This is a genomic window from Cyclobacterium xiamenense, from assembly GCF_900109255.1.
Lineage (GTDB): Bacteria > Bacteroidota > Bacteroidia > Cytophagales > Cyclobacteriaceae > Cyclobacterium > Cyclobacterium xiamenense.
In genome coordinates, this window is record NZ_FNZH01000002.1 from 506,261 (window position 1) to 527,674 (window position 21,414).

The 21,414-nt window shown below is 48.7% G+C and carries 25 protein-coding genes; 5 read left to right on the forward strand and 20 right to left on the reverse strand.

The window, feature by feature from the left end; all coding sequences use genetic code 11:
* Nucleotides 1-114: 114 nt before the first annotated feature.
* Entirely contained in the window at nt 115-867 is a 753-nt protein-coding gene (locus tag BMW71_RS06920; protein ID WP_092171332.1) for a DUF547 domain-containing protein, read from the forward strand.
* A gap of 92 nt (nt 868-959) precedes the next feature.
* On the opposite strand, the gene BMW71_RS06925 is transcribed toward BMW71_RS06920, so the two are convergent.
* The 15 genes from BMW71_RS06925 to BMW71_RS06990 form a co-directional block, all read right to left on the reverse strand.
* Complete coding sequence (locus tag BMW71_RS06925; protein WP_092171335.1) at nt 960-2,168, reverse strand: mandelate racemase/muconate lactonizing enzyme family protein; 1,209 nt, start codon at nt 2,166-2,168, stop codon at nt 960-962.
* 192 nt (nt 2,169-2,360) lie between these two features.
* Nucleotides 2,361-3,218 (reverse strand): AraC family transcriptional regulator, encoded by an 858-nt coding sequence (locus BMW71_RS06930; protein ID WP_092171338.1) that lies wholly within the window; start codon nt 3,216-3,218, stop codon nt 2,361-2,363.
* Nucleotides 3,219-3,228: 10 nt separating this feature from the next.
* The gene (locus BMW71_RS06935; protein WP_092171340.1) at nt 3,229-3,795 is read right to left on the reverse strand and encodes a DUF3575 domain-containing protein; all 567 of its coding nucleotides are present in this window, start codon (nt 3,793-3,795) and stop codon (nt 3,229-3,231) included.
* Entirely contained in the window at nt 3,796-4,311 is a 516-nt protein-coding gene (locus BMW71_RS06940; RefSeq protein ID WP_092171343.1) for a hypothetical protein, read from the reverse strand.
* 4 nt (nt 4,312-4,315) lie between these two features.
* Nucleotides 4,316-4,822: a DUF4833 domain-containing protein gene (locus BMW71_RS06945; protein WP_092171346.1), complete on the reverse strand. Its 507-nt coding sequence runs from the start codon at nt 4,820-4,822 to the stop codon at nt 4,316-4,318.
* Between the two features lie 75 nt (nt 4,823-4,897).
* Nucleotides 4,898-5,929, reverse strand: a complete 1,032-nt coding sequence (locus BMW71_RS06950; protein ID WP_092171349.1) for a hypothetical protein — start codon at nt 5,927-5,929, stop codon at nt 4,898-4,900.
* 8 nt (nt 5,930-5,937) lie between these two features.
* The gene (locus BMW71_RS06955) at nt 5,938-7,038 is read right to left on the reverse strand and encodes a BamA/TamA family outer membrane protein (protein WP_143057571.1); all 1,101 of its coding nucleotides are present in this window, start codon (nt 7,036-7,038) and stop codon (nt 5,938-5,940) included.
* Nucleotides 7,039-7,047: 9 nt separating this feature from the next.
* Nucleotides 7,048-7,308 carry a beta-ketoacyl-[acyl-carrier-protein] synthase family protein gene (locus BMW71_RS06960; RefSeq protein ID WP_262485667.1) on the reverse strand — a complete coding sequence of 87 codons (261 nt, stop codon included), beginning with the start codon at nt 7,306-7,308 and terminating at the stop codon, nt 7,048-7,050.
* A 115-nt stretch (nt 7,309-7,423) separates the two neighbouring features.
* Nucleotides 7,424-7,963, reverse strand: coding sequence for a YceI family protein (locus BMW71_RS06965; protein ID WP_092171358.1), 540 nt, complete (start codon nt 7,961-7,963; stop codon nt 7,424-7,426).
* Between the two features lie 18 nt (nt 7,964-7,981).
* Nucleotides 7,982-8,692, reverse strand: coding sequence for a hypothetical protein (locus BMW71_RS06970; protein ID WP_143057572.1), 711 nt, complete (start codon nt 8,690-8,692; stop codon nt 7,982-7,984).
* A 20-nt stretch (nt 8,693-8,712) separates the two neighbouring features.
* Nucleotides 8,713-9,327: a peroxiredoxin-like family protein gene (locus BMW71_RS06975; protein WP_092171364.1), complete on the reverse strand. Its 615-nt coding sequence runs from the start codon at nt 9,325-9,327 to the stop codon at nt 8,713-8,715.
* Nucleotides 9,328-9,330: 3 nt separating this feature from the next.
* Entirely contained in the window at nt 9,331-9,492 is a 162-nt protein-coding gene (locus BMW71_RS23670) for a hypothetical protein (RefSeq protein ID WP_174238236.1), read from the reverse strand.
* 17 nt (nt 9,493-9,509) lie between these two features.
* Nucleotides 9,510-10,268, reverse strand: coding sequence for a flavodoxin family protein (locus BMW71_RS06980; RefSeq protein ID WP_244891105.1), 759 nt, complete (start codon nt 10,266-10,268; stop codon nt 9,510-9,512).
* A gap of 144 nt (nt 10,269-10,412) precedes the next feature.
* Nucleotides 10,413-10,685, reverse strand: a complete 273-nt coding sequence (locus BMW71_RS06985; RefSeq protein WP_092171367.1) for a hypothetical protein — start codon at nt 10,683-10,685, stop codon at nt 10,413-10,415.
* A gap of 10 nt (nt 10,686-10,695) precedes the next feature.
* A complete protein-coding gene (locus BMW71_RS06990) occupies nt 10,696-11,358 on the reverse strand; it encodes a sigma-70 family RNA polymerase sigma factor (protein WP_244891106.1) in 663 nt (220 codons plus the stop codon).
* Between the two features lie 191 nt (nt 11,359-11,549).
* Here BMW71_RS06990 and BMW71_RS06995 point away from each other — a divergent pair, with 191 nt between their 5' ends.
* The gene (locus tag BMW71_RS06995; protein WP_092171370.1) at nt 11,550-12,311 is read left to right on the forward strand and encodes an SDR family NAD(P)-dependent oxidoreductase; all 762 of its coding nucleotides are present in this window, start codon (nt 11,550-11,552) and stop codon (nt 12,309-12,311) included.
* On the opposite strand, the gene BMW71_RS07000 is transcribed toward BMW71_RS06995, so the two are convergent.
* Nucleotides 12,301-13,077 carry an alpha/beta fold hydrolase gene (locus BMW71_RS07000; protein ID WP_092171373.1) on the reverse strand — a complete coding sequence of 259 codons (777 nt, stop codon included), beginning with the start codon at nt 13,075-13,077 and terminating at the stop codon, nt 12,301-12,303. The genes BMW71_RS06995 and BMW71_RS07000 overlap by 11 nt on opposite strands.
* On the reverse strand, nt 13,070-14,224 hold the full coding sequence (locus BMW71_RS07005) for a cellulase family glycosylhydrolase (protein ID WP_092171376.1): 1,155 nt from the start codon (nt 14,222-14,224) through the stop codon (nt 13,070-13,072). The genes BMW71_RS07000 and BMW71_RS07005 overlap by 8 nt, the downstream gene beginning before the upstream one ends.
* A gap of 365 nt (nt 14,225-14,589) precedes the next feature.
* On the opposite strand from BMW71_RS07005, the gene BMW71_RS07010 reads away from it, so the two are divergent.
* A complete protein-coding gene (locus BMW71_RS07010; RefSeq protein WP_092171378.1) occupies nt 14,590-15,192 on the forward strand; it encodes a Uma2 family endonuclease in 603 nt (200 codons plus the stop codon).
* Between the two features lie 267 nt (nt 15,193-15,459).
* Here the strand turns inward: BMW71_RS07010 and dxs are convergent, their stop codons facing one another.
* The gene (dxs, locus tag BMW71_RS07015) at nt 15,460-17,385 is read right to left on the reverse strand and encodes a 1-deoxy-D-xylulose-5-phosphate synthase (protein ID WP_092171381.1); all 1,926 of its coding nucleotides are present in this window, start codon (nt 17,383-17,385) and stop codon (nt 15,460-15,462) included.
* Between the two features lie 182 nt (nt 17,386-17,567).
* Between dxs and BMW71_RS07025 the strand changes: the two genes are divergently transcribed.
* Nucleotides 17,568-18,323 carry a segregation and condensation protein A gene (locus BMW71_RS07025; RefSeq protein ID WP_092171386.1) on the forward strand — a complete coding sequence of 252 codons (756 nt, stop codon included), beginning with the start codon at nt 17,568-17,570 and terminating at the stop codon, nt 18,321-18,323.
* Nucleotides 18,320-19,369, forward strand: coding sequence for a lysylphosphatidylglycerol synthase transmembrane domain-containing protein (locus BMW71_RS07030; RefSeq protein ID WP_092171389.1), 1,050 nt, complete (start codon nt 18,320-18,322; stop codon nt 19,367-19,369). Before BMW71_RS07025 ends, BMW71_RS07030 begins: the two co-directional genes overlap by 4 nt.
* Before the next feature lie 15 nt (nt 19,370-19,384).
* Here BMW71_RS07030 and BMW71_RS07035 read toward each other — a convergent pair whose 3' ends face one another.
* The gene (locus BMW71_RS07035) at nt 19,385-20,758 is read right to left on the reverse strand and encodes a glycoside hydrolase family 140 protein (RefSeq protein ID WP_092171391.1); all 1,374 of its coding nucleotides are present in this window, start codon (nt 20,756-20,758) and stop codon (nt 19,385-19,387) included.
* Between the two features lie 146 nt (nt 20,759-20,904).
* Nucleotides 20,905-21,327, reverse strand: a complete 423-nt coding sequence (locus tag BMW71_RS07040; protein WP_092171394.1) for a nucleoside-diphosphate kinase — start codon at nt 21,325-21,327, stop codon at nt 20,905-20,907.
* Between the last annotated feature and the right edge of the window lie 87 nt (nt 21,328-21,414).

Here is a 21,414-nt window from a genome sequence, read left to right on the forward strand (position 1 = left end):
CAAGATCAACGCAAGTAAAATACACCTCTTTCGTTACAGCCAAAATCGAATACTGGATTGGGTTATCAAAGACGTTGACTTTTGCGAAGCTGACCACCTATAAAACCGACTACCATGAAACTCCTCCTATTCGCCCTTTTTCTCGTTAATGTAGCCTGTGGAAATTCCCAGTTGGGTGGCGAGAATACGCGTCCGCCCGCTCACACGTCCTGGGATGCCTTGCTGAGGCAATACGTAGATGAAAAAGGAATCGTGGATTACCCGGGATTTATTTCGGATCGGGTCAAACTGGAAGATTACCTGCAGCTGCTTGCACAAAACCCGCCGGATAGAAAGACCTGGTCGCAGCAGGAGCAACTTGCGTATTGGATCAATGCGTACAATGCCTTTACGATCAAATTGATCATCGATCACTACCCCGTAAAGAGTATTCGGGATATCGGCCCCTCGTTGGAAATTCCCCTGGTCAATACGGTCTGGCACCTGAAGTTTTTTGAGATTGGTGGGAAGCCGGCTAGCTTGGATGAAATCGAACACAAGATTTTGCGCAAGGAGTTTGCGGAACCCCGAATACATTTCGCGATTAATTGCGCTTCTGTATCCTGTCCCAAACTGCTTAATCGCGCGTTTACGGCGGAAAACCTGGAAGCACAGCTGGAGGAGGCCGCGCGGGATTTTATCAACGATCCAGGTCGCAACAAACTTGACGTGCAACGTTCGGAGATTTCACCGATCTTTTCCTGGTTTAAGGAAGATTTTACCCGGAGGGGCAGCTTGGTGGATTTTCTGAATCGCTATGCGCGTATTGGATTAAAATCCACTACCAAAATTACCTTTAGCGCGTACGATTGGCGCCTGAACGAGTAAGGATTTTCAGTCCAGAAAATCAATAAATGCCTACGGATACTGCAGCAGTGACGATCGAAGGCGTTCTCAAGAAAGGAGATGGACGGCCCTGTTTATCCCGTATAGGCGATTTTTTTCATCATTCGTTCGTTGGGTATCAAGCCGATGCCCGGACGCTGTGGTACATACAAATAGCCGTCGCTGAATTCAAGTCCGTTTTCAAAATAGGGATCCAATCCCAGTTCTGGACGGGTGCCTGCGTATTCCTGAACCCGTGCGGGGTTGAAGGTGGAGGCGATGAAATGCAGGGAGGCAGCGGTGGCCAATGTCGGGCGGGCATTGTGGCACATAATCTCCCGGTCAAAGGCCTGGGCCAGCGCCGCGATCTTTTTTAATTCACTGATTCCTCCCGCTTTGATCGCATCTAAATTCAGCACATCCGCTTGCCCTTCCGTGATCAATTGCCTGTAATCCCAGCGATTGAAATCGTGTTCTCCAGCGGCGATTTTTACGGGACTTACAGCCACGCATTTTTGCAGCCCCTGGTAGTCTTTGTAATGGACCGGTTCTTCCACCAGCACCACATTGTATTTTTCGTGCAAGGCCCGTATCAGCGGAATGGCTGCCCCGGAGGTGTAGCCGTTGTTAAAGTCCACAAACAGGGTTACCTGATCGCCGATGGCTGCTCGTACTGCCTCGGCAAACTTCAAGGTGGGATCGGGATCCGGGTTTCGGTCAAGGACCCGTATCTGCATGCGCAGCTTGACGGTATCGTATCCTTTTTCAACAAATCCAGCCGCAATGGCGGCAGCCTTTGCAGGGGAAATGCGTTTTTTACCACTACCTACTCCAAAGCTTCCGTAAACCTTGACTTTGTCGATTTTAGCGCCTCCCAGCAACTTATAGACCGGCAATTGAGTAAGCTTACCCTTTAGGTCCCAAAGGGCATTGTCGATGCCAGCTAGTGCACCCGACAAGGCACCCGACAGGCCAAGGTCTTCGTTTTGGTATAGAATCTCGTGCCATAGGTATTCGCTTTCAAACGGGTCCTGACCCAGTAAGATGGGTTTGGCCAATTGCTGGATGATTTGAGCGATTATATGGGTGTTGTCGTGGTCTCCTTCACCCCAACCCGATACGCCGTCACTCGTGGTGATTTTTACAAAGAGTGCCTTCGGGTGAACAAAGGTCTCCACATCCGAAATGCGGGCGGACAATTGCGTACCAACGCGTTCCGCCGAACGACCAAATGCCGCTTCTCTGGATGCGGCAAAGCCCATGCCGGCAATCAGGCTTTGTTTAAGAAAGGTTTTCCGATTCATGGCTAATGAAAAGTTTATATAATGCTATTATTTAAAAGTAGTTTTTCCTAACCGGGGAACAAATTTTTTTGTTTTCTTTAACAGGCTGATTTATAATGGAATGGCACCCAGGTTCCCTACACGGAATGCACGACAGCTATCTGGCATAGCGTCAAAAAAGAGCCATTGGCTACTATTGGACGCCCTTGGGTTTTATTTAAACGCATAGGTAGAAAACTGCTCCCGAAATTGCCGGGGAGGCAGCTTGGTTTGTTTCTTGAAAAAGCGGTTGAATTGCGAGGGGTCTTCGAACCCCAGCTCCCAGCCAATCTCTTTGGAAGACTTTTCGGTGTACAATAAGAGGCGCTTTGCTTCCAGAGCAATGCGGCCGTGAATGATTTCCAGCGGACTTTTGTCGCCTTGCTGGGCAAAAATATTGGCGAGGGTTTTTGGAGCGCGGTGCATCAGGTCTGCATAATCGTTTACCTGATGGTAGGTTTTGAAATGCTCCTCCACCAGTACATTGAACTGGCGGATCAGTTCCAGTTCTTTCTCCGGAAGCTTCCGTTTGATTAGTTGCTTCCGCGCTAGTCGGGAAATCCGGATGATAAACCGCTTGAGAAGTAGGCGAAGCATCTCCTCCTGGTTTTGGTCACGGGTATCGAATTCTTCCTGGAGTACGCTTACCAAGGTACGAAGCCGGCCGATTTCCGCGTCGTCTAATTCGACCATGGGGGTATAATTGGAACCGAAAAAAAGAAAGCCGTTGCAAGAAACTTCGGAATCGTGTGTATGGATGCAGTAAAAGCCCCGGTTAAACGCAAGCAAAAGTAACTCGGGAGCGCCTTGCTTCTGGAGCACAGTAATTTTTTGAAGGTAGGTGCAGCTTAATAGTTGATTTGCCTCGAGTACAATGGGTTGTTCGTCTACCAACAGATGCATGGGCAATCCGCCATAATTCCAGATAAATTTCAGGTGTTTCTCGGTTTCTCTGAGTAGGACGGCGAAATCGTTGCCGTCGGCAAGATGGAAACTTCCCTCTAACGAGTCGATTTCAAAGATTTTGTGCATGACAGGATCATTAAAAAGCCAAGCCTATCGTCAGCCCAATCCGAACATCATTTTTGTAGTTTTCATTGAGGGCATGCGTCGCTCCGGCAGGATCGGTGACTTCTGTGGACGTTAGCGGCAGGCCGTAGCCCAGAAACCCAGAAAGCGCCAGTCGTTTGTAGTTGTACCGGTACCCAGCGTTCAGTCCGGAAAAAAGCGCTGTGTAGGTATGTTGTACAGGATTACCGCTTTTGGTAGCTTCTTCTCCCCAGCGATACTTGGCATACAATCCGGCAAAAAGGCCACTTGCCAGTTTTTCCTCGGAGAAGAAATAGTACCGGTATTCCAGGGCAATGGAGTTGACCTGCTGGTCTTTTTCCTCGCTCAGTTGGTTGAGACGGTGCTCGAGTCCAAGCCATATTCCGCGATTTCTGAAACTATGCTCATACCCAAGGACGAGGTTTTCCGCAGGAAGCCCCAGCGCGTTGATACCGATCCGGTTTTTATAGGAGGGTCCGTCTTGCGCAAATGAGTTAGCAGGGAACAAACCCACTGCGGAAACGATTAAAAATAGCCATATAAGGGTATACTTCATCATTTAGGAGGATTCAGGGTTGCGCTGCATGCGGAATTTAATGGTGGAAGGTGCGACGCCAAAATGGGGGTCAATGAGATGAGATATTCCCTGCTCGAACAGGCCGATTTTTATCAATGCCTGATGGTGTATGCTGTGCTCCAAACAATAGGCAAGTTCGCGCTGAAAGGAAGACGGAATGGTGCAGGTTTGAGCGGATTCGACGGCGTAGGTAGCTACCAGGGAAACATTCCCGGAAATTTTACCCGATTCCAGCCAATGTACGATTTGCTGAATTACCCTGACGGCTGCTCCAGGGTCTTGTTCCAGTAGCAGGGCGCGTTTTCGAAGATCGTAGTTTATTGCCCCACCCTCGCGAAATGCCTGTGACAAGCAGGTATAAAACTCTAAGATGTGTCGGATATGTTGGCCAATAGATGCGCCGGAAAGGTAGTAGGAAGGGAATTGGTAGTGTTCTGCACTCAGTTTCTCCAGCAAGGAGGCGATGCTTTCAAGGTTTTCCTTACATTCGTGTTGCATGGGCTTAGGGGTTAAAGGTTTCTTTGATACGGGTATTGGCCAATTCATGAAATCCCATTACAGCTACCTCGGTGATGTTGGGTTTCCAGAAGGAACCGCCGTCGATTTCCAGGTAAATGTGTCTGATTTTCATCACGCGCTCGTTGATTTTGGCAAAAACACTGTAATTCCCGAAATGGTCTTTTTTTAGCGTGAATATTTTTTTATCATACGATACAAATTTGAAGGTCAACCGATCCCCTTCGTGGGAAAGAATTTCAACGTCGTAACCAAATTTTTTTTTGATCCAGTTGACCGGTACCAGTTCACCGGTTTTTTCATTGTCCAGCCACTTGAGACTGACTGGATTTTCTTTTCGAAGCAATCCATTTTCGTCCAGGTGAAGGAAATAGACTATCTGATCTTCGTTCAGACTGCGCTCGATGGTAAAGAGGATCAACGACTCTTGTGCCGATACCTGCGTGAGCATCAAAAAACCCAGGATGCCTAAGCCATTACGTATGCCATTCATGACGCTTGTACGTTTAATTTACACGATAAGAGTCGTCGCTTCCGACAAATCCTGACAAAAATTTTATAGAAAAATTTATTTCCTATTCTTCCAGACTTTAAAATGCTTCCAGGCTTCCTTTAGCGTAGCCGGTTTGACACCCAACTTTCTATTCTGCAGACTGATGGTGTAAATGAGTTGCCAATGCCGCAAAAGTGTCCGAACGCCGGTAAAAAACCGGGCATTGGGATCGTAAATATGCGCTGGCTCTGCATTAACCCCGTTTACCTCAAGAATTTTGATCCCCTCGGCGTTTGTGAATGCGGCTTTGGACGGAGCTTTCAAATCAAATCTACCGTAGTGAAAATTCGGAAGTTGATAGCTTAACGCATCAAAAAAATTCAGTAATTCCAAGCTGATCAGCCGATTCCCATCCAGAAAGGTGGTGCCTCGGTTGTGATTTCCGATGGGCTCCAGGATCTTTTTGGTTCCGGCTGGCAAAATTTCCGATGCATCCATATCCGATCGGTTAAGCAAGGCCTTGGCTACCAGTCGGGCCCGTGGAATGCGGAAAATGAGCTCTTCCACGGATGACAGGCCATCGCCGGTAACCGTCAAAAAGGCCTTTACGACCAAGGAAGGAATGGCTCCCGATGCTTCCTCGGGAAGGCGGTAATAAAATACGCCGGCCTCAAACGGGCTCTCAATGTATTCCTGCACCAGAAAATCCACCCGGGATTCCTGCAGGTATGCCGCCAGTTGTTTTGCATTCCGTAACAGGGCCACCCCCCTGCCCCGCTCGCCTCGGTCGGGTTTGGCAATCAGGGGGTAATCCAGTTTTTTTTCAACGATTCGCGATTGTACCAGTGCCCAGGGACTGTTGGCAGCTACATAGAGTGTAATGGGTTTGAATGTGTTGGGGATTGATTTGAGTTGCTTGTATTTGCTGCAATTGTACAACCCCCCCATTTCCATTTCCGGATTGGTGGCGGTAAAGAAAAAGAAACTCCGGGCTTTGATAGACAGAAAGAGGTAATAAAAAAACACCGGAAAATAAATGACCCAGGTAGGCCAGTATTCCCAATGGAGTAATTTGGTGGCAAAGGTGGAGCGGTTTGCGCAGCGCATGGTTGATTTTAAAAGGATTCTGCAAAATAAATATAAAAACCGGTAGAATCCGGGGTGATGCTGTAATCAAACCGAACATTGGTTCGGTCCCTTTTGCTAACACGTACACGTAATCCGGCCCCCACCGCCGGGTGCATGTTCTGGAACAGGTCGGTTCGTATGTCCGGATACACCCTTCCCACCGACCCAAAGACGACGAATCCAAAACGGCCGATTACCTGCTGCCGAAATTCGGACTGTAGGATCATCAGGTGCTTGTCCCGAAATCGGCCCTGGTAATAGCCTCGATGTAGCAAAGGACCACCCAGGGTAGGTAGGACCCGGTAGGGAACTGCCCCCAGGGAGAATTGCGCGACAAATTGGTTGGCCCAGGTCGATCGTTCTCCCAATTTCCAATAATCCCGGATATCCAGGGAAGCCAGTCCAAAATAGACCGGGTTTTCATTGGCTTTACCCAGGCCAAATACGGGTGTAAATTCCAAATAACTTCCAGTCGATGGGGCAAGGATATGATCCCGGCGATCCCACATAAAGGAAGGCCCCAGGCTCAGGTACGAATAACCCATTTCTCCCGTTTCGGGGATGATGTCATCAAAAAGGGGTTCGTTTTCAGGAATTTCCGGCAACAGCCATTGTGCCTGCAGTGCTATCCCCAGGTAGGTGTCGTTTTCGAGTTTACTGTAGCTCTTACTGCTCAGCGTGAAGGCTGAAAATTCGTACAGCGCTCGCTGGGCTTCCGCTGTATCGTTTCCCAACCCGTAATAGTATTCGGGGAATTTTCGGTAGTCCAGGCTACCGTTTAAAAAGAACCGGTCATCGGCCGTGTATACCTGCCAGGGAACGGTGAGGAGGTATTGCCGGTTTTGGGTATAGGTGGCAAAGAGCCGGATATTGGATTTTCTATGACTCCCTTTTGAATAATAGCTGTAGAAGGCAAAGGCTTCAAAAGCAATGCGGGTTTCTGGCGTGTAATAGGCCAGGGGTAGCGCTTTGAAAAGGGTGCTGTCTTCTTCGGCTTCCTGAGCCAAAGACGGGTGTAAGCCACTTGCCAGTAGCAGGAGGCAGATGGCCAGGCAAACCCGTTTCGCTATGTTACCGTGTGGTGGCAAGTTTTGGTGTCATTTTTTTGGATCGTGTAGCCGGATTAAGGCGCTTTCCAGGCTTACTCCCGGGCCAAAAGCAGCGGCGTAAATGGACTTGGAAACTGCTGCTCCGTCGGTATTCGCGTAGCGGAGCATTCGTTCCAAAACAAATAGGATGGTGACAGAGGACTTGTTGCCGTATTGAGCCAAGGTTTCGTGACTGTGTCGCAATTGGTCAGCGGAAAGCGCCAGGGCTTTTTCAAACGCGGTTAACATATTTTTTCCTCCCGTATGAATGCCTTCATTTTTGTGATCCTTTCTTTATCCGTATGCTTCCGGCCATCCGGTCGATGGATACCGAATGCGTTCCGGGAACGGAGACTACGGAAAGAATTTTTGCCATCAATTACGGTTAGTTTTCGACGTAAAGGTTCAGGTACACATCGTCGGACATGACCCAACTGCTACCTCCCACACCAAAGTCCCTCCGGTCAAGTTCTCCTGAAATGGAGAATTGGGTTTTTCCGCCAACTTCCTTAATTGCTACGGCCAATTCGACGGGAAGGGTTTTTCCCTTGATGGTCAAATCGCCTTTTACCGTCAGGCGGCTGGGATCGGGGGAGCTTACGCTGGTAGACTGAAAGGTAATGGTCGGGTATTTTTCCACATGAAAATACGCTTCCTGGAGTAGGTGATCGTCTCGTTTATTGATACCCGTATTGATGGAAATTACCTGAATGGTTGCCGAGAATCTGCTGCTTGCCGGTTGAGCCTTGTTGTAATCCACCGTGGTGGTGAAGGAGTCAAACTGGCCTTCTACGGTTAGTCCCAGGTTTCGAATGGTAAATTTGATGAACGATTCTTCCTGCGTTCCTTCCCATGTGGCATGGGTTTCCCGGGGTTCCGGCGTTGCTATCCAGAACCAAAGCAATACAAGTAGTGTGATTTTCATGGTAGTTACCGTTTCGGTTTATTTTGTGAATGGATTGTAGGAGATAGCCAGGAACACCATTACCGGTTTTGCTCGAAAGCGATCGTTTGCATTGGTGAGCTCCTGAGCGGTGGTGTATTCCGAAAAGGTCATGTCCATCCCTCCCCTGAGCCAGGTTTTTTCGGAGAGCGCATAGGCAATGTAAAATTCCGACTTGAGCTGCCCAAGATCGTTGTCGCCGACCAAGAGTAAGTTAAAGGAGGACGGGGAGGATTCCAGCGTTTGGGGATACTGGCCGGTATTTTCGGAGGAAATAAAGGTGGCATCACTGCTGGACCCAAATCCCAATCCGATTACATCTATGTTGAATCCCAGTTTGAATTTGGAACTGAACTGGTACTGCAAATTTACCAGGGCACTCAAGCCCATGGTGTGGGGACTGTTCACCAGCAGGGTATCGATCGTGGCATCGTCGCCGGTAAGGTCCGCGGGGGCCGTGATGTAGTTCAGGTCACTTCCCGTAAATCCGGAAAACCGCAGGCCGTATCCCAGCCGAAATTTATTGGTGGAAAACATCCCGTAGCTGGTGTTCCAGGACAGTGCGTAGGAGAAGCTGCTATTTTCGCCCATGCCCAAGGCCAGGTCAATGTTGGATTCTTTTTTGGGCAGGGAAGTCGTTTGAGCCTGCACGCATGTGACTGCGAGGAAGAACGCAGTGAGGAACAAGTAGAATTTCAATAGATTTTTCATGGTTGATTGTTGATTATTGGTTAGCGTAGTTGAAGTGCTTCGGCGATATCCCTGGCCGAGGCACGGTTTTTATAATTTGGATCCACGTGCCTCCAGGTTATTTTTCCGGGAGCTTCGATGATGTAAGTGGCTGGGATGGGCAAACGTGCGGTTTCATCGGCGATCGTTTTATTTCCCTGGAAGAGTCCGGTTTTTGTCTTCACCGGCTTTTCTGGCAAATACGCCACAGCAAACTTTTCGGCAATTTGATTTCCTTCGTCGTGCAGCAGGGTAAAACTGGCCCCGGTCTTTTTGATGGTTTTCTCCATTAGCTCGGGCTTTTCCGGTGACACGGCGATTACCCGGGCGCCTTCCTGGTAAATCAACTCCAGTTCGGCCTCCAGTTCGCTCAAATGGCGGTTGCAAACCGGGCACCAATTGCCCCGGTAGAAAAACAGCACCACCGGACCATCGACCAGTGCCTCGAACAGGTCAAACGCGTTTCCATCCTGATCATAGGCGGCGAAATTCTCAACGGTGGCGCCCAGTGGCAACCCTGTTGCCGCTTCGATGGAATTGATAGTTCCCTGCGCGCGTAGCGCAGGATAGCCGGTAAGAACTGAACATAGTATCAATAGAAGTCGAAAGATGTGCATGGGTTATTTATCAAAATTCTTGTGCTGCCCTTCTTTAAAGAAAACAAATGCTAGAGCTAGAAAGCCTATTCCTGTCAATGCGGGTGGAATCATAAAATTCCCAATACCCATTACGATCAAGACGATAGCAAGCAGGGACAATAGGATAGCGACTAATTTTTTCATGGTTTTACTGGTTTGGTTTATCTGTATTCAGGGTTGGGATGATCGGTGTTTTTTCGATCGTCCCAGGCGGTTCGTTGATTTCCGTATGCAGGGATGCCGGTGCTTTTGAGTAGCCGTGCCTGGTGCATGAGGTTCCAGGTCATAAACGTGGTATTGCGGTTGGTAAAGTCGTTTTCAGGACCGCCGGATCCGGTATCGAGGTAGGAGGGCCCGGGACCTGCCTCACCGATCCAGCCGGCATCGGCTTGTGGCGGAATGGAATATCCCAAGTGTTGCAGGGCGTACAATACCGACATGGCGCAGTGTTTCACCCCATCCTCGTTTCCCGTTACCAAACATCCGCCTACCTTGCCGTAATAGGCGTATTGCCCCTCCTCATTTAGTTCTCCAGAGAATCCATACAGGCGTTCGATTGCCAGCGTGGCAATGGATGATTTTTCACCCAGCCAAATGGGCGTACCCAGCACGAGGATATCTGCTTCCATGATTTTTTCCTGTATGGGAGGCCAGTCGTCTTCTTCCCAGCCTTTGGTGGTCATGTCGGGATAGACGCCAAAGGCGATCCGATGGTCCACCGGGCGGATAAGCTCCGTGGCAACTCCGTTTGCATCCATAATGGATTGGCTCATTGCTATAAGACCCTCAGTATGGGAGCGCTCGGGAGCGCGTTTCAAGGTACAGTTGAGGAATACGGCTCTCAACCCTGAAAAATCGTAGGGGCTTTCCTGATTTAGTTTTTGCTGGTAGGTACTCAGTTTCATGGTGGATCGCTTCATCTGCTCATCCTAAAACTGAAGGGGAGTTACCTGACAGGTGGTATGCCCGCATGCCTGTAAAACTTCCATCAGCCAGGATAAAAATTTGTTACCTGATTTTACTGACAGAGTAGTCGGGATGGAAGGGGTTTCCTGACAAAAAAATTAATCTTCTTTTATTTTTTCTAAAATTTGTGCTTTTTTTTCTGCGGGCAAACGTTCTTCAGGAGATCCTTCGAAGTTGATCCATTTAGAAAGGGCCTTTTCAATGGTCTGGCTTTGGTGTCGGTACAGGTTGCAGACCACGCACATCTTTACATGCACGTAGAGCCGGCATTTTTCTTTGAATGTAAGCGGGAAAACCGCCTTTTTTTCAATCAATGCGGTCGCTTCTTTGCAGGAAAGAAGCATGAAAGTCATGATTTTTTCTAGACTCATAGTCTTGTGATCAATTTGCGCCAAACCAGTTGACCTCCAGGCATTTTTTCAGGAGGAGTTTGGCCCTGTGTAACACCTGCCAATAATTAGTCTTACTGATTTCCAATTCCTGACAGATTTCCAGGGTTTCTTTGTCAAAAATATACTTGGAGATGACGGCGAGCCGCCACCTGGGAGGCAGGTCCTCCATGCATACATTCATCACGTCGTTAAACGCCGGGTCATCCAATAAATGGGTTTCATTGGACCAGGCTTCCTCCAGTCCATTGGCTTTCCAGTTGCCATTGGCGTTGAAAAAGCTGTCGGTAAATTGCAAGGCCTGGTCGTCGAGGTGTATGGTTTTTTTGGCAGCCTTCCGGTAGTGATCGATGATTTTATGATTTAGGATTTTGAGAAGCCAGGTTTTGGGACTGCTTTTTTCCTGAAACCCCTCAAAGTTTTTTACAGCGGCTAGAAATACCTCTTGCACCAGGTCTTCCGCTACTTCCCGGTTACCGGTTTTATGATAGGCCCAACTGAATAGATAGTCGCCGTGGGCTGCTACCCACTCACTAACGGTGGCCTGCCTGGATGCCTGTTTGGATTGGTTTTTCATGGACACACCTGGGGTGAATTGATTGATTGATACGTTCTTAAATAAAAATAAAAATTTCCACTTATCAAGTTTTTTCACCTTTTAATTCTGCTTTATTACCGAATAAACAGGAGTTTACCTAAACAAAAACGTGTAGGAAATGCGGTAAAAATCAGATCTATAGCTCAATAATCGGGATATATGAAAAATCGATAAAAAAAATGCCTAGGTTCCGAACATTTGGCAGTACTTTCTTATTTTAGCCTCACGATAACCGTAAAATAACGTGGATGGACAGTAAAAAACGATACGCCGATCAGGTAGCCGTGATTACCGGTGCGGCGGATGGCATTGGCAAGGCCATTGCGCAGCGCATGGCTGCCGAAGGGGCCAACCTGGCCCTATGGGATCTCAAAGAAGCGCAACTAAAGACCCTGGAAGCCGAATGGCAGGCAAAAGGCATCACGGTTACAACCAGCGTCGTCAATATTTCCGAGGAGGAAGAGGTAGAAAAGGCCTTTCAGGAAACCATGGACATCTATGGACGGGTCGACATTTTGGTGAATTCTGCCGGGATTGTTGGTCCCACGCAGACAAAAATTACCAATTACCCGACCGAAGCCTTCGATGAAATCTACCGGGTAAACTTGCGGGGCGCTTTCTTGACGAGTAAGTATGCGCTGAAATGGATGGAACCCTCCGGAACGGGTCGGATTCTTCTGATTGCTTCCATTGCCGGAAAAGAAGGAAACCCGAACATGGTCGGCTACTCGGCTACCAAGGCTGGGGTTATCGGGTTGGTGAAAGGCCTGGGTAAGGAATACGCCACTACGGGAATCACCATAAACGGATTGGCACCTGCTGTGATTCGGACACCGATGAATGCCGATACCGCCCCGGCTCAATTGGAATACATGGCCTCAAAAATTCCCATGCAGCGTCTGGGAACCGTAGAAGAGGCTGCTTCGATTGCCTGTTGGATTTGCTCAGCGGAGGCCAGTTTTACCACGGGTTTTATCTACGATCTATCTGGGGGTAGGGCTACCTATTGAGGGAAAGCGCATTCAGAAAACGCAGGAGGATGTCCTGGGTTTCGGCTTGTTTTTCAAACATGCCCATGTGGCCGCAATTTTCCAGGATATTGAAATCCGTAATCGCCTGCTGGTGTTTCAGGCTGGCATCCAGGGGTACCGCCGGGTCTTTGTCTCCGCAGATCATTAGTTTCGGACCGGAAAATTTCCTTAAGGTATCCAGGTGTTCGTTTCGGTCTCGCATGGCCCGGGTGTAGCCAATAAGGCTCTCTTTCGGATGGAGCAGCCCCCTGGCAACCAGGTTTTCGATGGCTTGCCGGCAGGCTTCTCGGTTTTCTGCCGCAAACAAGGGAGGCACAAAGGAACGAATAAAAGGGCCTACCCCGTGCTTTTCCAGAAATGCAACCGTCTGGTCTCGACTTTCTTTTTTCGTAGGGGTATCGGCAAAGGCCGTGGAATGAAACAAGCCAATGGCCGATAAAGATAGGTTTGGCAATGCAGCCATTTCCAAAACCAGGTAGCCTCCTAGCGAATGGCCTAGTAGGCAAGCGTTTGGGATGCCCTGCTGCTGTAACCATTGCCCCAGGATTTGGGCTACGGTCCGGAGGGAAAAACCGGCTTCCGCTGCCTTACTTTCTCCAAAGCCGGGTAGGTCCGGACACCAGACTTCATAGCGGTCAGACAGCGGCCTGGCAAAATCAGCCCACATTTCTTTGGTTTCGCCAAATCCTGGGAGCAATACCAGCGGCTTTCCTTTACCGGATTTCCAGTAGGCGATGTCAGGCATATTTCATCAAGAGGTTTAAGAGTTTGCGGTCCAGTTTTTCTCCGTGCCAATCTTCGTACGCCACATCTTCTCTGCCGGAGTTTAACACCCCAAAAGTACCCGAAAACTCCCAAAGGCCAAAGCCAATGCCGTGTGCATGCTGAATATCCAATATATCCTCAAACCAGGATAAAAACACCTCGTGGGGCGTTTTATTATAGCAGCCCAATTCCCCACAATGGACACCTACCCCTTGTTCCAGCAACGATATCCAGGGGGCGTAATGTTTTTCCAAATCCTCCCGGCTGTAGTATTTTTCATTGTGCATGCCGGGCCAAACCGGCTCTTTCAGGCTATCGGGATCCTTATATACCCAGGACGCCTTGTGATGTGAAATGTGCATGGGAAAATAACCGCGGCAACTCTGGTGCAGGTCCAGGTCTGCCAGTTCGGGTACCGCTATGCCGCCGCCCCCATTTCCATCGGCAATGACGAGTCGGGTTTTTTTGACGGATTTGATGGTATCCAGGGCTGCCTGAGCCACTTTCCGGTATTCTTCTACCGGTACCGGCCCTCCGGGAGAGTGCTGATCATTGGGATTATCCCGTTTAAAGGGCTCATTGACCAGATCGAAACTCAATTTTTTGGAGGAAATATTTTTATAACGCCTGGACCACATTTCCCAGTGGGCGCAGAAAGCATCCAGTGCTTCGGCGTCTTCCCAGAGGTTATAGGGTTCCTGAAAACCCGCATTGATGCAGAAGCCCGGTGCACGGTGTAGGTTCAGGCTGACGTGTAACTTCTGCTCGTGGCACTTGTCGATCAGGGAGTCAATTTCCTGCAGCCTGCGTTCATCAAATTGCATCACTTCTTCTGGAGTAATGGGTTTGCTGCGGTCAAAATCCAGGTAACTGGGGTAGGATATGGGAATGCGTACAAAGTCAAATCCCCAATCCGCCATCCATTTGAAATAATCGTCTTTACTTTTGCGTCCCTTATCCGGATCCGGGTTAAAAAAATCCAGCAAATTAAACCCCCGCCAGCGGGGTAATTGGTTTTTTACCCTGGTTGCTGCGATGCTGCTTTGCTGAAGGGAGAGTCCTATCCCTGCGGTGAGGAGCGCGGACTTTTTGAGAAAATCTCTTCTGGAATTGGAGTGTGGTAGCATGGGCTTAACAGGTTATCTGGTTTACATTAGGTATTGAATTACCAGTAGCCAAAATAAAAAATTAATGCCAAAAAACCAGTGATCCTATTTAATGGACATCCAATTTTCATGAATCTCCAGCATGCAAGGGTTTTACCACATAGCACACATAGGGCACATAGTTTATTGCGGCAAAGCCTGGAATTTGCTGTGGGGTCCTCATTCTGAGGGAAGCCCTCTATGTGAACTATGTGACTATGTGGTTAAAAAATACAATGAAGATAGGAGGAATTGTGTGCCTTCGAGTACCTTATCTGGATGATTAACCCTGGCACCTTTGCCCAAATCTTAGTACCTTTAACAATCATTTTTGGTTTGCAAAATATATGGAAAAGCCGCAAGATAAAGTCAAAGAACCGTTTTCCGCCTATGGGCGCTATTCCTATGCGGATTATCTTACCTGGCAGCTGGAGGACATGGTGGAGTTGATCCGGGGAAAAGTATTCCGGCAAGCGGCCGCAGCTCCTCGTAGAATCCACCAGGGACTTACGGTAGCCTTGGTTACGAGAATTCACGGATTTTTAAAAGGAGGAAGCTGTAGGGTGTATACCGCCCCCTTTGATGTGCGCCTTCCGGTTTCTTCCAGAAAGCATGCAGACATCGATACCGTGGTACAGCCGGACCTGTGTGTGGTATGCGATCCGGATAAGCTGGATGAGCTGGGCTGCGTAGGTGCTCCGGACCTGATTGTGGAGATTCTGTCGCCTGGAAATAATAAGAAAGAGTTGCAATTGAAATATGAGGTGTACGAAGCCACTGGTGTAAAGGAATATTGGGTCATTCATCCCGACGAACGTACCTTGCTGATCTATACCCTGGAAGCTGGAAAATACCGACCTTCCCGTTTATTTACGCTGGGAGACGAAGTCGAGTCTCAGGTTCTTTCAGGTTTTGTCCTGGATCTGGAGGAGGTATTTGGGGAGTTGTAAGTTCAGGTTTTTAGCAAGTTGTCTCCGATTTTTAACAACCTGACTTCGACTAGAAAACTTTACGAATTATATAGCCTGTCGTTTTATAAAAATAGTAATTATATGTCGGAGCAAACCTTATTTAGAATCGAACTCAGGTTAATAGCCTTGAAAAAAACTAATTAGTACCATGATAGTATCATTATGGCCTATGGGACAGAAATAGGCTGACAATTAATAGCTTCTTTTCAATGTAACATCCGATTTCCGGGACAGATAATCAATGTTCTAGTATTTCAAATTTTCCGAAACGGTCGTTCCGAGCATTTCCTTTGCAGCGGCAATAATGCCATCGGGGTCAAACCCACACTCGCGATGCAACTCAATTTGTTCTCCGTGTTCAATGACATCATCAGGTATTCCTAGTCTTTTTACTCTGGCCTGGTAGCCGTGGTCCACCATCCATTCCAGAACGGCGCTGCCAAATCCTCCCATCAAACAGCCGTCTTCGATGGTAATCACCTTGTCGAATTTACTAAAAACCTCATGAAGCAGGGTCTCGTCCAAAGGCTTGACAAATCGCATGTCGTAATGTGCCATATCGATGCCTTTGGCCTGGAGTTTTGCTGCTGCCTCAACGGCGTAATTGCCTATGTGGCCAATGCTCAAAAGGGCCAGGTCTTTTCCTTCCTTCACGATTCTACCTTGACCGGTAGGAATTTTCCGGAGCGGTTGCTTCCAGTCGGGCATTACGCCCTGCCCCCTCGGATATCTGATGGAATAGGGGCCGTTGTGCTCGGAGGCCGAAAACATAAGGTTTCGGAGCTCCTCTTCGTTCATGGGCGCACTCACCACCAGGTTGGGCAAACACCTGAAAAAAGCCAAATCGTAGGCACCGTGGTGCGTGGGCCCATCGGCTCCGGCAAAACCGGCGCGGTCCAGGCAAAATACCACCGGCAAATCCTGCAGGCAAACGTCGTGGATCACCTGATCGTAAGCCCGTTGCATGAAGGTGCTGTATATATTGCAGAACGGCGTTAGCCCTTGTGTCGCCAACCCGGCCGAAAAGGTTACGGCATGCTGTTCGGCGATGCCGACATCAAAAGACCTTTCCGGATAGGCCTTCATCATCAGGTTCATGGAAGAACCGGAAGGCATGGCGGGAGTGACGCCTACAATTTTTTCATTTTCCCCGGCGAGTTCTACCAGCGTGTGTCCAAATACATCCTGGTATTTTGGGGCTTGGGGACTGGTGGGTATTTTTTTGGCAATTTCTCCGGTGATTTTATCAAATTTTCCGGGGGCATGCCATTTGGTCTGGTCTTTTTCCGCGGGCGCAAAACCCTTCCCTTTCACGGTAATGCAATGCAGAATTTTTGGTCCCGGTATGTCTTTCAGATCATTTAGGATCTCTACCAGGTGATTGACATCGTGTCCGTCCACCGGTCCGAAATACCGGAGGTTCAGGGATTCAAATAAATTACTTTGTTTGAGTAGTGTCGATTTAATGGCGCCTTCTACCTTGGAGACCACCTCTTGCGCGCTGAAGCCAAACTTGCTGATCTTGCCCAGCAGGCTCCAGACTTCGTCCCGGACTTTATTGTAGGTGTGGGAGGTGGTGATATCGGTTAAGTAGTCCTTCAATGCCCCCACGTTGGGGTCGATGGACATACAGTTGTCATTCAGGACGATCAGCAGGTTCGTGTCGGATACACCCGCGTGATTCATGGCTTCGAAGGCCATCCCACCCGTCATGGCCCCGTCTCCGATCACGGCCACGTGCTGACGCTTGTCGGCTCCTTTGTATTTGGAGGCCATGGCCATTCCCAAAGCGGCTGAGATCGAGGTACTGGAATGCCCCACACCAAAGGCATCGTAGGGGCTTTCTTTTCGTTTCGGAAAACCGGATAGGCCTTTGTAGAGACGATTGGTATGAAACGATTCTCTTCTACCGGTAAGGATTTTATGTCCGTAGGCCTGATGCCCCACGTCCCAGATCAACTGATCGTCTGGTGTATGTAACACATAATGCAAGGCGACTGTCAATTCTACCACGCCCAGACCGGCACCAAAATGCCCCCCAAAAACGGAGACATGATCGATGATAAATTGCCTCAATTCATCACAGATTTGAACCAATTGGTCTTTGCTGAAGTTTTTGAGGTCGTCCGGACTGTGGATTTCCCTGAGTAATTTTCCAGGTTCTACTTGCATATGCCAATTTTCTTTTCAAAAATTTATAACCCCGGCGGCTGTAGAATGTTTACAAGTACCACCATTTATTCAAACCTCACAGGCTTGAGGGAAATTATTCAGATGCCTATTGATTTAAAAAGATATATGATATCTTTGATCACAATAAGAAATACAAAAATAACAAAAAATAATCGTATCCAGTGAGTTTTGAAATCAAATTACCTTTATTCGAGGGGCCATTTGACCTGATGCTCTTTTTCATCGAAAGAGACGAGCTGGACATTTACGACATTCCCATTTCTAAAATTACCCGTGATTTTCTCGACTACATTCACCAGTTGGAGAAAATGGAGATTGAGGTGGCAAGCGAATTCATTCTGTTTGCCGCCACGCTAATGAAGATCAAGTCAAAAATGCTCCTTCCCCGGCCCGAGTTGAATGCCGAAGGAGAGGAAATCGATCCCCGGGAAGAATTGATCCGGCATTTGCTGGAATACAAGAAGTACAAATCGGTGATTGGAGAACTTGCGGAGATGGAAGGTCAGCGGATGAGTAAATTTGCCAGAGGTAATGTACTCGCTGAATTAAAACAATTGACGCCCTCGGATCAGGTAGATGCTGAGCTACAAGACCTGGATCTGTACCGGCTGCTAACCGTTTACCAAAAGGTACTGACCAAATACGCGCATCGGAGTGATGAAACCAAGCATACGGTCATTCAGTATCCCTATACCATCGAACAGCAAAAAACCCTGGTACTGGACCGACTAAACGAAAAGCCGCGCATACCGTTTTCGGAGTTTATCCAGTTCAAGCCGGATAAAATCTTCGTGATTTATACCTTTTTGGCCATCTTGGAGCTACTTCAACTCGCATTGGTCACCATCAAAATAGGGGAGGGATTTAATAATTTTTGGGTTGAAAAACTGGATGCGATACCTGTAGAAAACTTATGAAATTAGACAATAGGGAAATTTTTAAAACCTTAAATCCGAATAAGGTTTGGGTTCCTGTATTGATCGGGATCGGGATCGTGTTCTTTATGTTTTACATGGACCCAACCGTTAATGCCCAAACATTGCGGGGAGTCTTTGATGCCTCCATTTGGTCCTTATTGTTGGCGTTGGTGTTTATCGTGATGCGGGATGCCGGTTACGTGTTCAGGATTCGGGAAATTACCGATAAGCACCTGACCTGGGGAAGGGCCATTTATGTGATTATCCTTTGGGAATTTGCCTCTGCTGTTACCCCCTCCATCGTAGGCGGAACCGCAGTTGCGGTGTTTATCTTGCACAAAGAGGGAATTCCCCTGGGCAAGGCGCTGGCTTTTACCATGCTGACAGCCATCATGGACAATTTGTTTTTTGTCTTGGGCGCTCCAATAATTCTCTATTTGGCGCAAGGCTATATTTTTCCGGAAAGCCGCATACTGGAAATGCGTCTTGGAAACAGCCTGGAATACCTGTTTTGGGTAAGCTACACGCTGTATACCTTGTACTCCCTGCTAATGGCCCTGGCGTTGTTTTACCGGCCCCGGGTGTTTAAGTGGATTTTGTTGAAATTATTTTCGATCAGATGGCTTAAAAAGTGGAAGTATCAAGCCAATGGCTACGGGGACCAAATCATCGAGGCCAGTAAAGAATTCAAGGGGAAAAATCTAACGTATTGGTTGGTAATTGTTGGGACGACGATCTTTATTTGGTCCTCCCGGTATTTCATGCTCAACGCGTTGATTTCGGCCTATGAGAGCCTCTCCTTGTTTGAGCACGTGGTGGTATTTGCCCGGCAGATTATCATGTGGATTGTGATGATGATCAGTCCTACTCCCGGCAGTAGCGGCACGGCGGAATTTTTCTTTGCCCAGTTTTTCAACGAATTCCTGACTGGATACACCTTTGTCACCAGCATTCTGTGGAGGATGTTCTCCTATTATCCTTACCTGCTACTGGGGGCGGTGTTCCTTCCCCGATGGATACGGCAGGTGTTTTTTCGTAAAAAGTAATAAGACAACGGGTACTTAAAACGGGGGTGTAGTATCTAAAATCAATACCCAGTCTCGCCCGCTAACCGGAGGATGAATCCGACAATCGGGACCGCTGCTGATATGGCCGCCGGCGATTTGGTGTCCAGTCCTGGGATCGTACCAGGTAGCTTTCAGGGTTTTTGATCGCAAGGAGCGGGTATCGACGCCAATGACTTTGCCGGTTGGAAAGTAGACCATGGCAAAGCTTCCCTCACGGTCTCGGGTAGCAACGACATGGTGTTCGTCGTCCTCTTGTGGATCCACGATCATCTCCTGTGCCGGGATGCGGCTCAAAAACGGCCGACTGAGCATGAGGTTTTTCAGGTATTTGACCTGATTGGCCATAGGTAAGTCCAGTGCTTCTTTCCAGGGGCGCAAGGGGCCGTTGATGCCTTCTCGTTCCGGGGTATACATTTGCCAGACGGCATGGCAGCCGTAGCTCTGCCCAAAGGCCCCGGCAAATACGTTCCAGTACATGATGCGGCGAATGTCTTCCGGGACGCTGTACCCCAGCTCTTTGGCATTAAAGCAATTGGGATGGTCTTCGTAGAGCGGTTCGGCATCCAGGGTGGGTTTGGCCGGCTGCAAGCGATAGTCGTGGCGGATTTTTTGGTAGGTGGGTTGATTCGCACAATGCCCGGTTTGGTGCATGTTGAAGTCCAGCCACTCGTCCTGATGAAACCAATTGCTGGACCCGCCCGGGGCTGCCGGCTGCGGGTGAAAGCTCATCAGTGCGCGGCTCTCAGAACCCATGCCTTCGGTTAGCCCCTGTGCCATGGCCCTCCAGATGGCTTCATCCGTACTGCCTTTCCTAGGGTTACGGTCTCCACCCAGCACCCAAATCAGGTGGGATTCATTCTTGTATCGGTTTCCCAGCCAGGCCCCAAAAGAGCGGGCGTTTTCGACGGTGAATACCTCGGGCCCTTTGCCCCAGGAATTGGTAAACACCTTATCTCCCCAGGTGGGTAGCAGGGCAACGTACATCCCAAACTCCGCGGCCATCTCCAAAACAGCATCCACGTGGGCAAAGTAGGCGGGGTTGGGCTGGCTGGGGTCCAGGTTTACCAGCGGTAGGTCGCCATAGGGGTTGGGATCGGCGAGTCCGTCAATTTCCGCCAATACCACGGCCTGAACCACGTTAAAGCCCTGATCGGCTCTTTTTTTCAGGTAATACGCCGCTTCTTCCCGGTCGCAGCGGTGAAAGAGTTCCCAGGCAGTATCCGCCATCCAAAAAAAAGGATTCCCGTTTTCGGTTATCAAAAAGCGCTGGTTGGCAGCTACCTGCAAACGCGGTAAGGGCTGCTGCCCGTAGAGAAGGGATAGCGGGAGCAATGCCAGAAGGAAAGCAAGAAATGATTTTAAGTTCATGGAGACTGCAGGGTTAATGCCTGCATGCAAGATAGGAAAAAACGAAAACAGCGTAAAAAAAACCGGTTGGTCCGGCTGTAAATGTTAAAAAATCCTAAAATTTCTCCCTTCCTTTCGCTAGTTCTGCAAAAGGAAGGGAGCTTGGTTTACCCTATTTGGTCGAAAGCGCTAAAGAAAAAATTGCTTTCAATGAGGGCATTCTCGTCGGAATCCGATCCGTGGATTGCATTGGCTTCCAGGGAGGTGGCGAAGCGCTTCCGGATGGTGCCTTCGGCAGCATTTTCCGGATTGGTGGCTCCGATTAAGCTTCTGAAATCAGCTACGGCATTGCTTTTCTCCAGGATGGCGGCCACGATAGGTCCGGAGGACATGTATTGGCATAAATCGGCATAGAAGGGTCTTTCTTTGTGTACTTCGTAAAATTGGCCGGCAAGTTCAGGGCTAAGGCGGGTGGCTCTTAGGGCGATGATTCGAAAACCTGCGGATTCGATCATTTCTAAAATTGCACCGGTATTTCCTGCGCCGAAGGCATCCGGCTTGATCATGGTAAAGGTTCTGTTGGTAGCCATAAATGAATTGCTATTGATTGATTTGGGCGTAAAATTACGCCTTTTCCTGAAAAGACCGAAGGAAAGGTTCCATTTCCGCAGAAACAG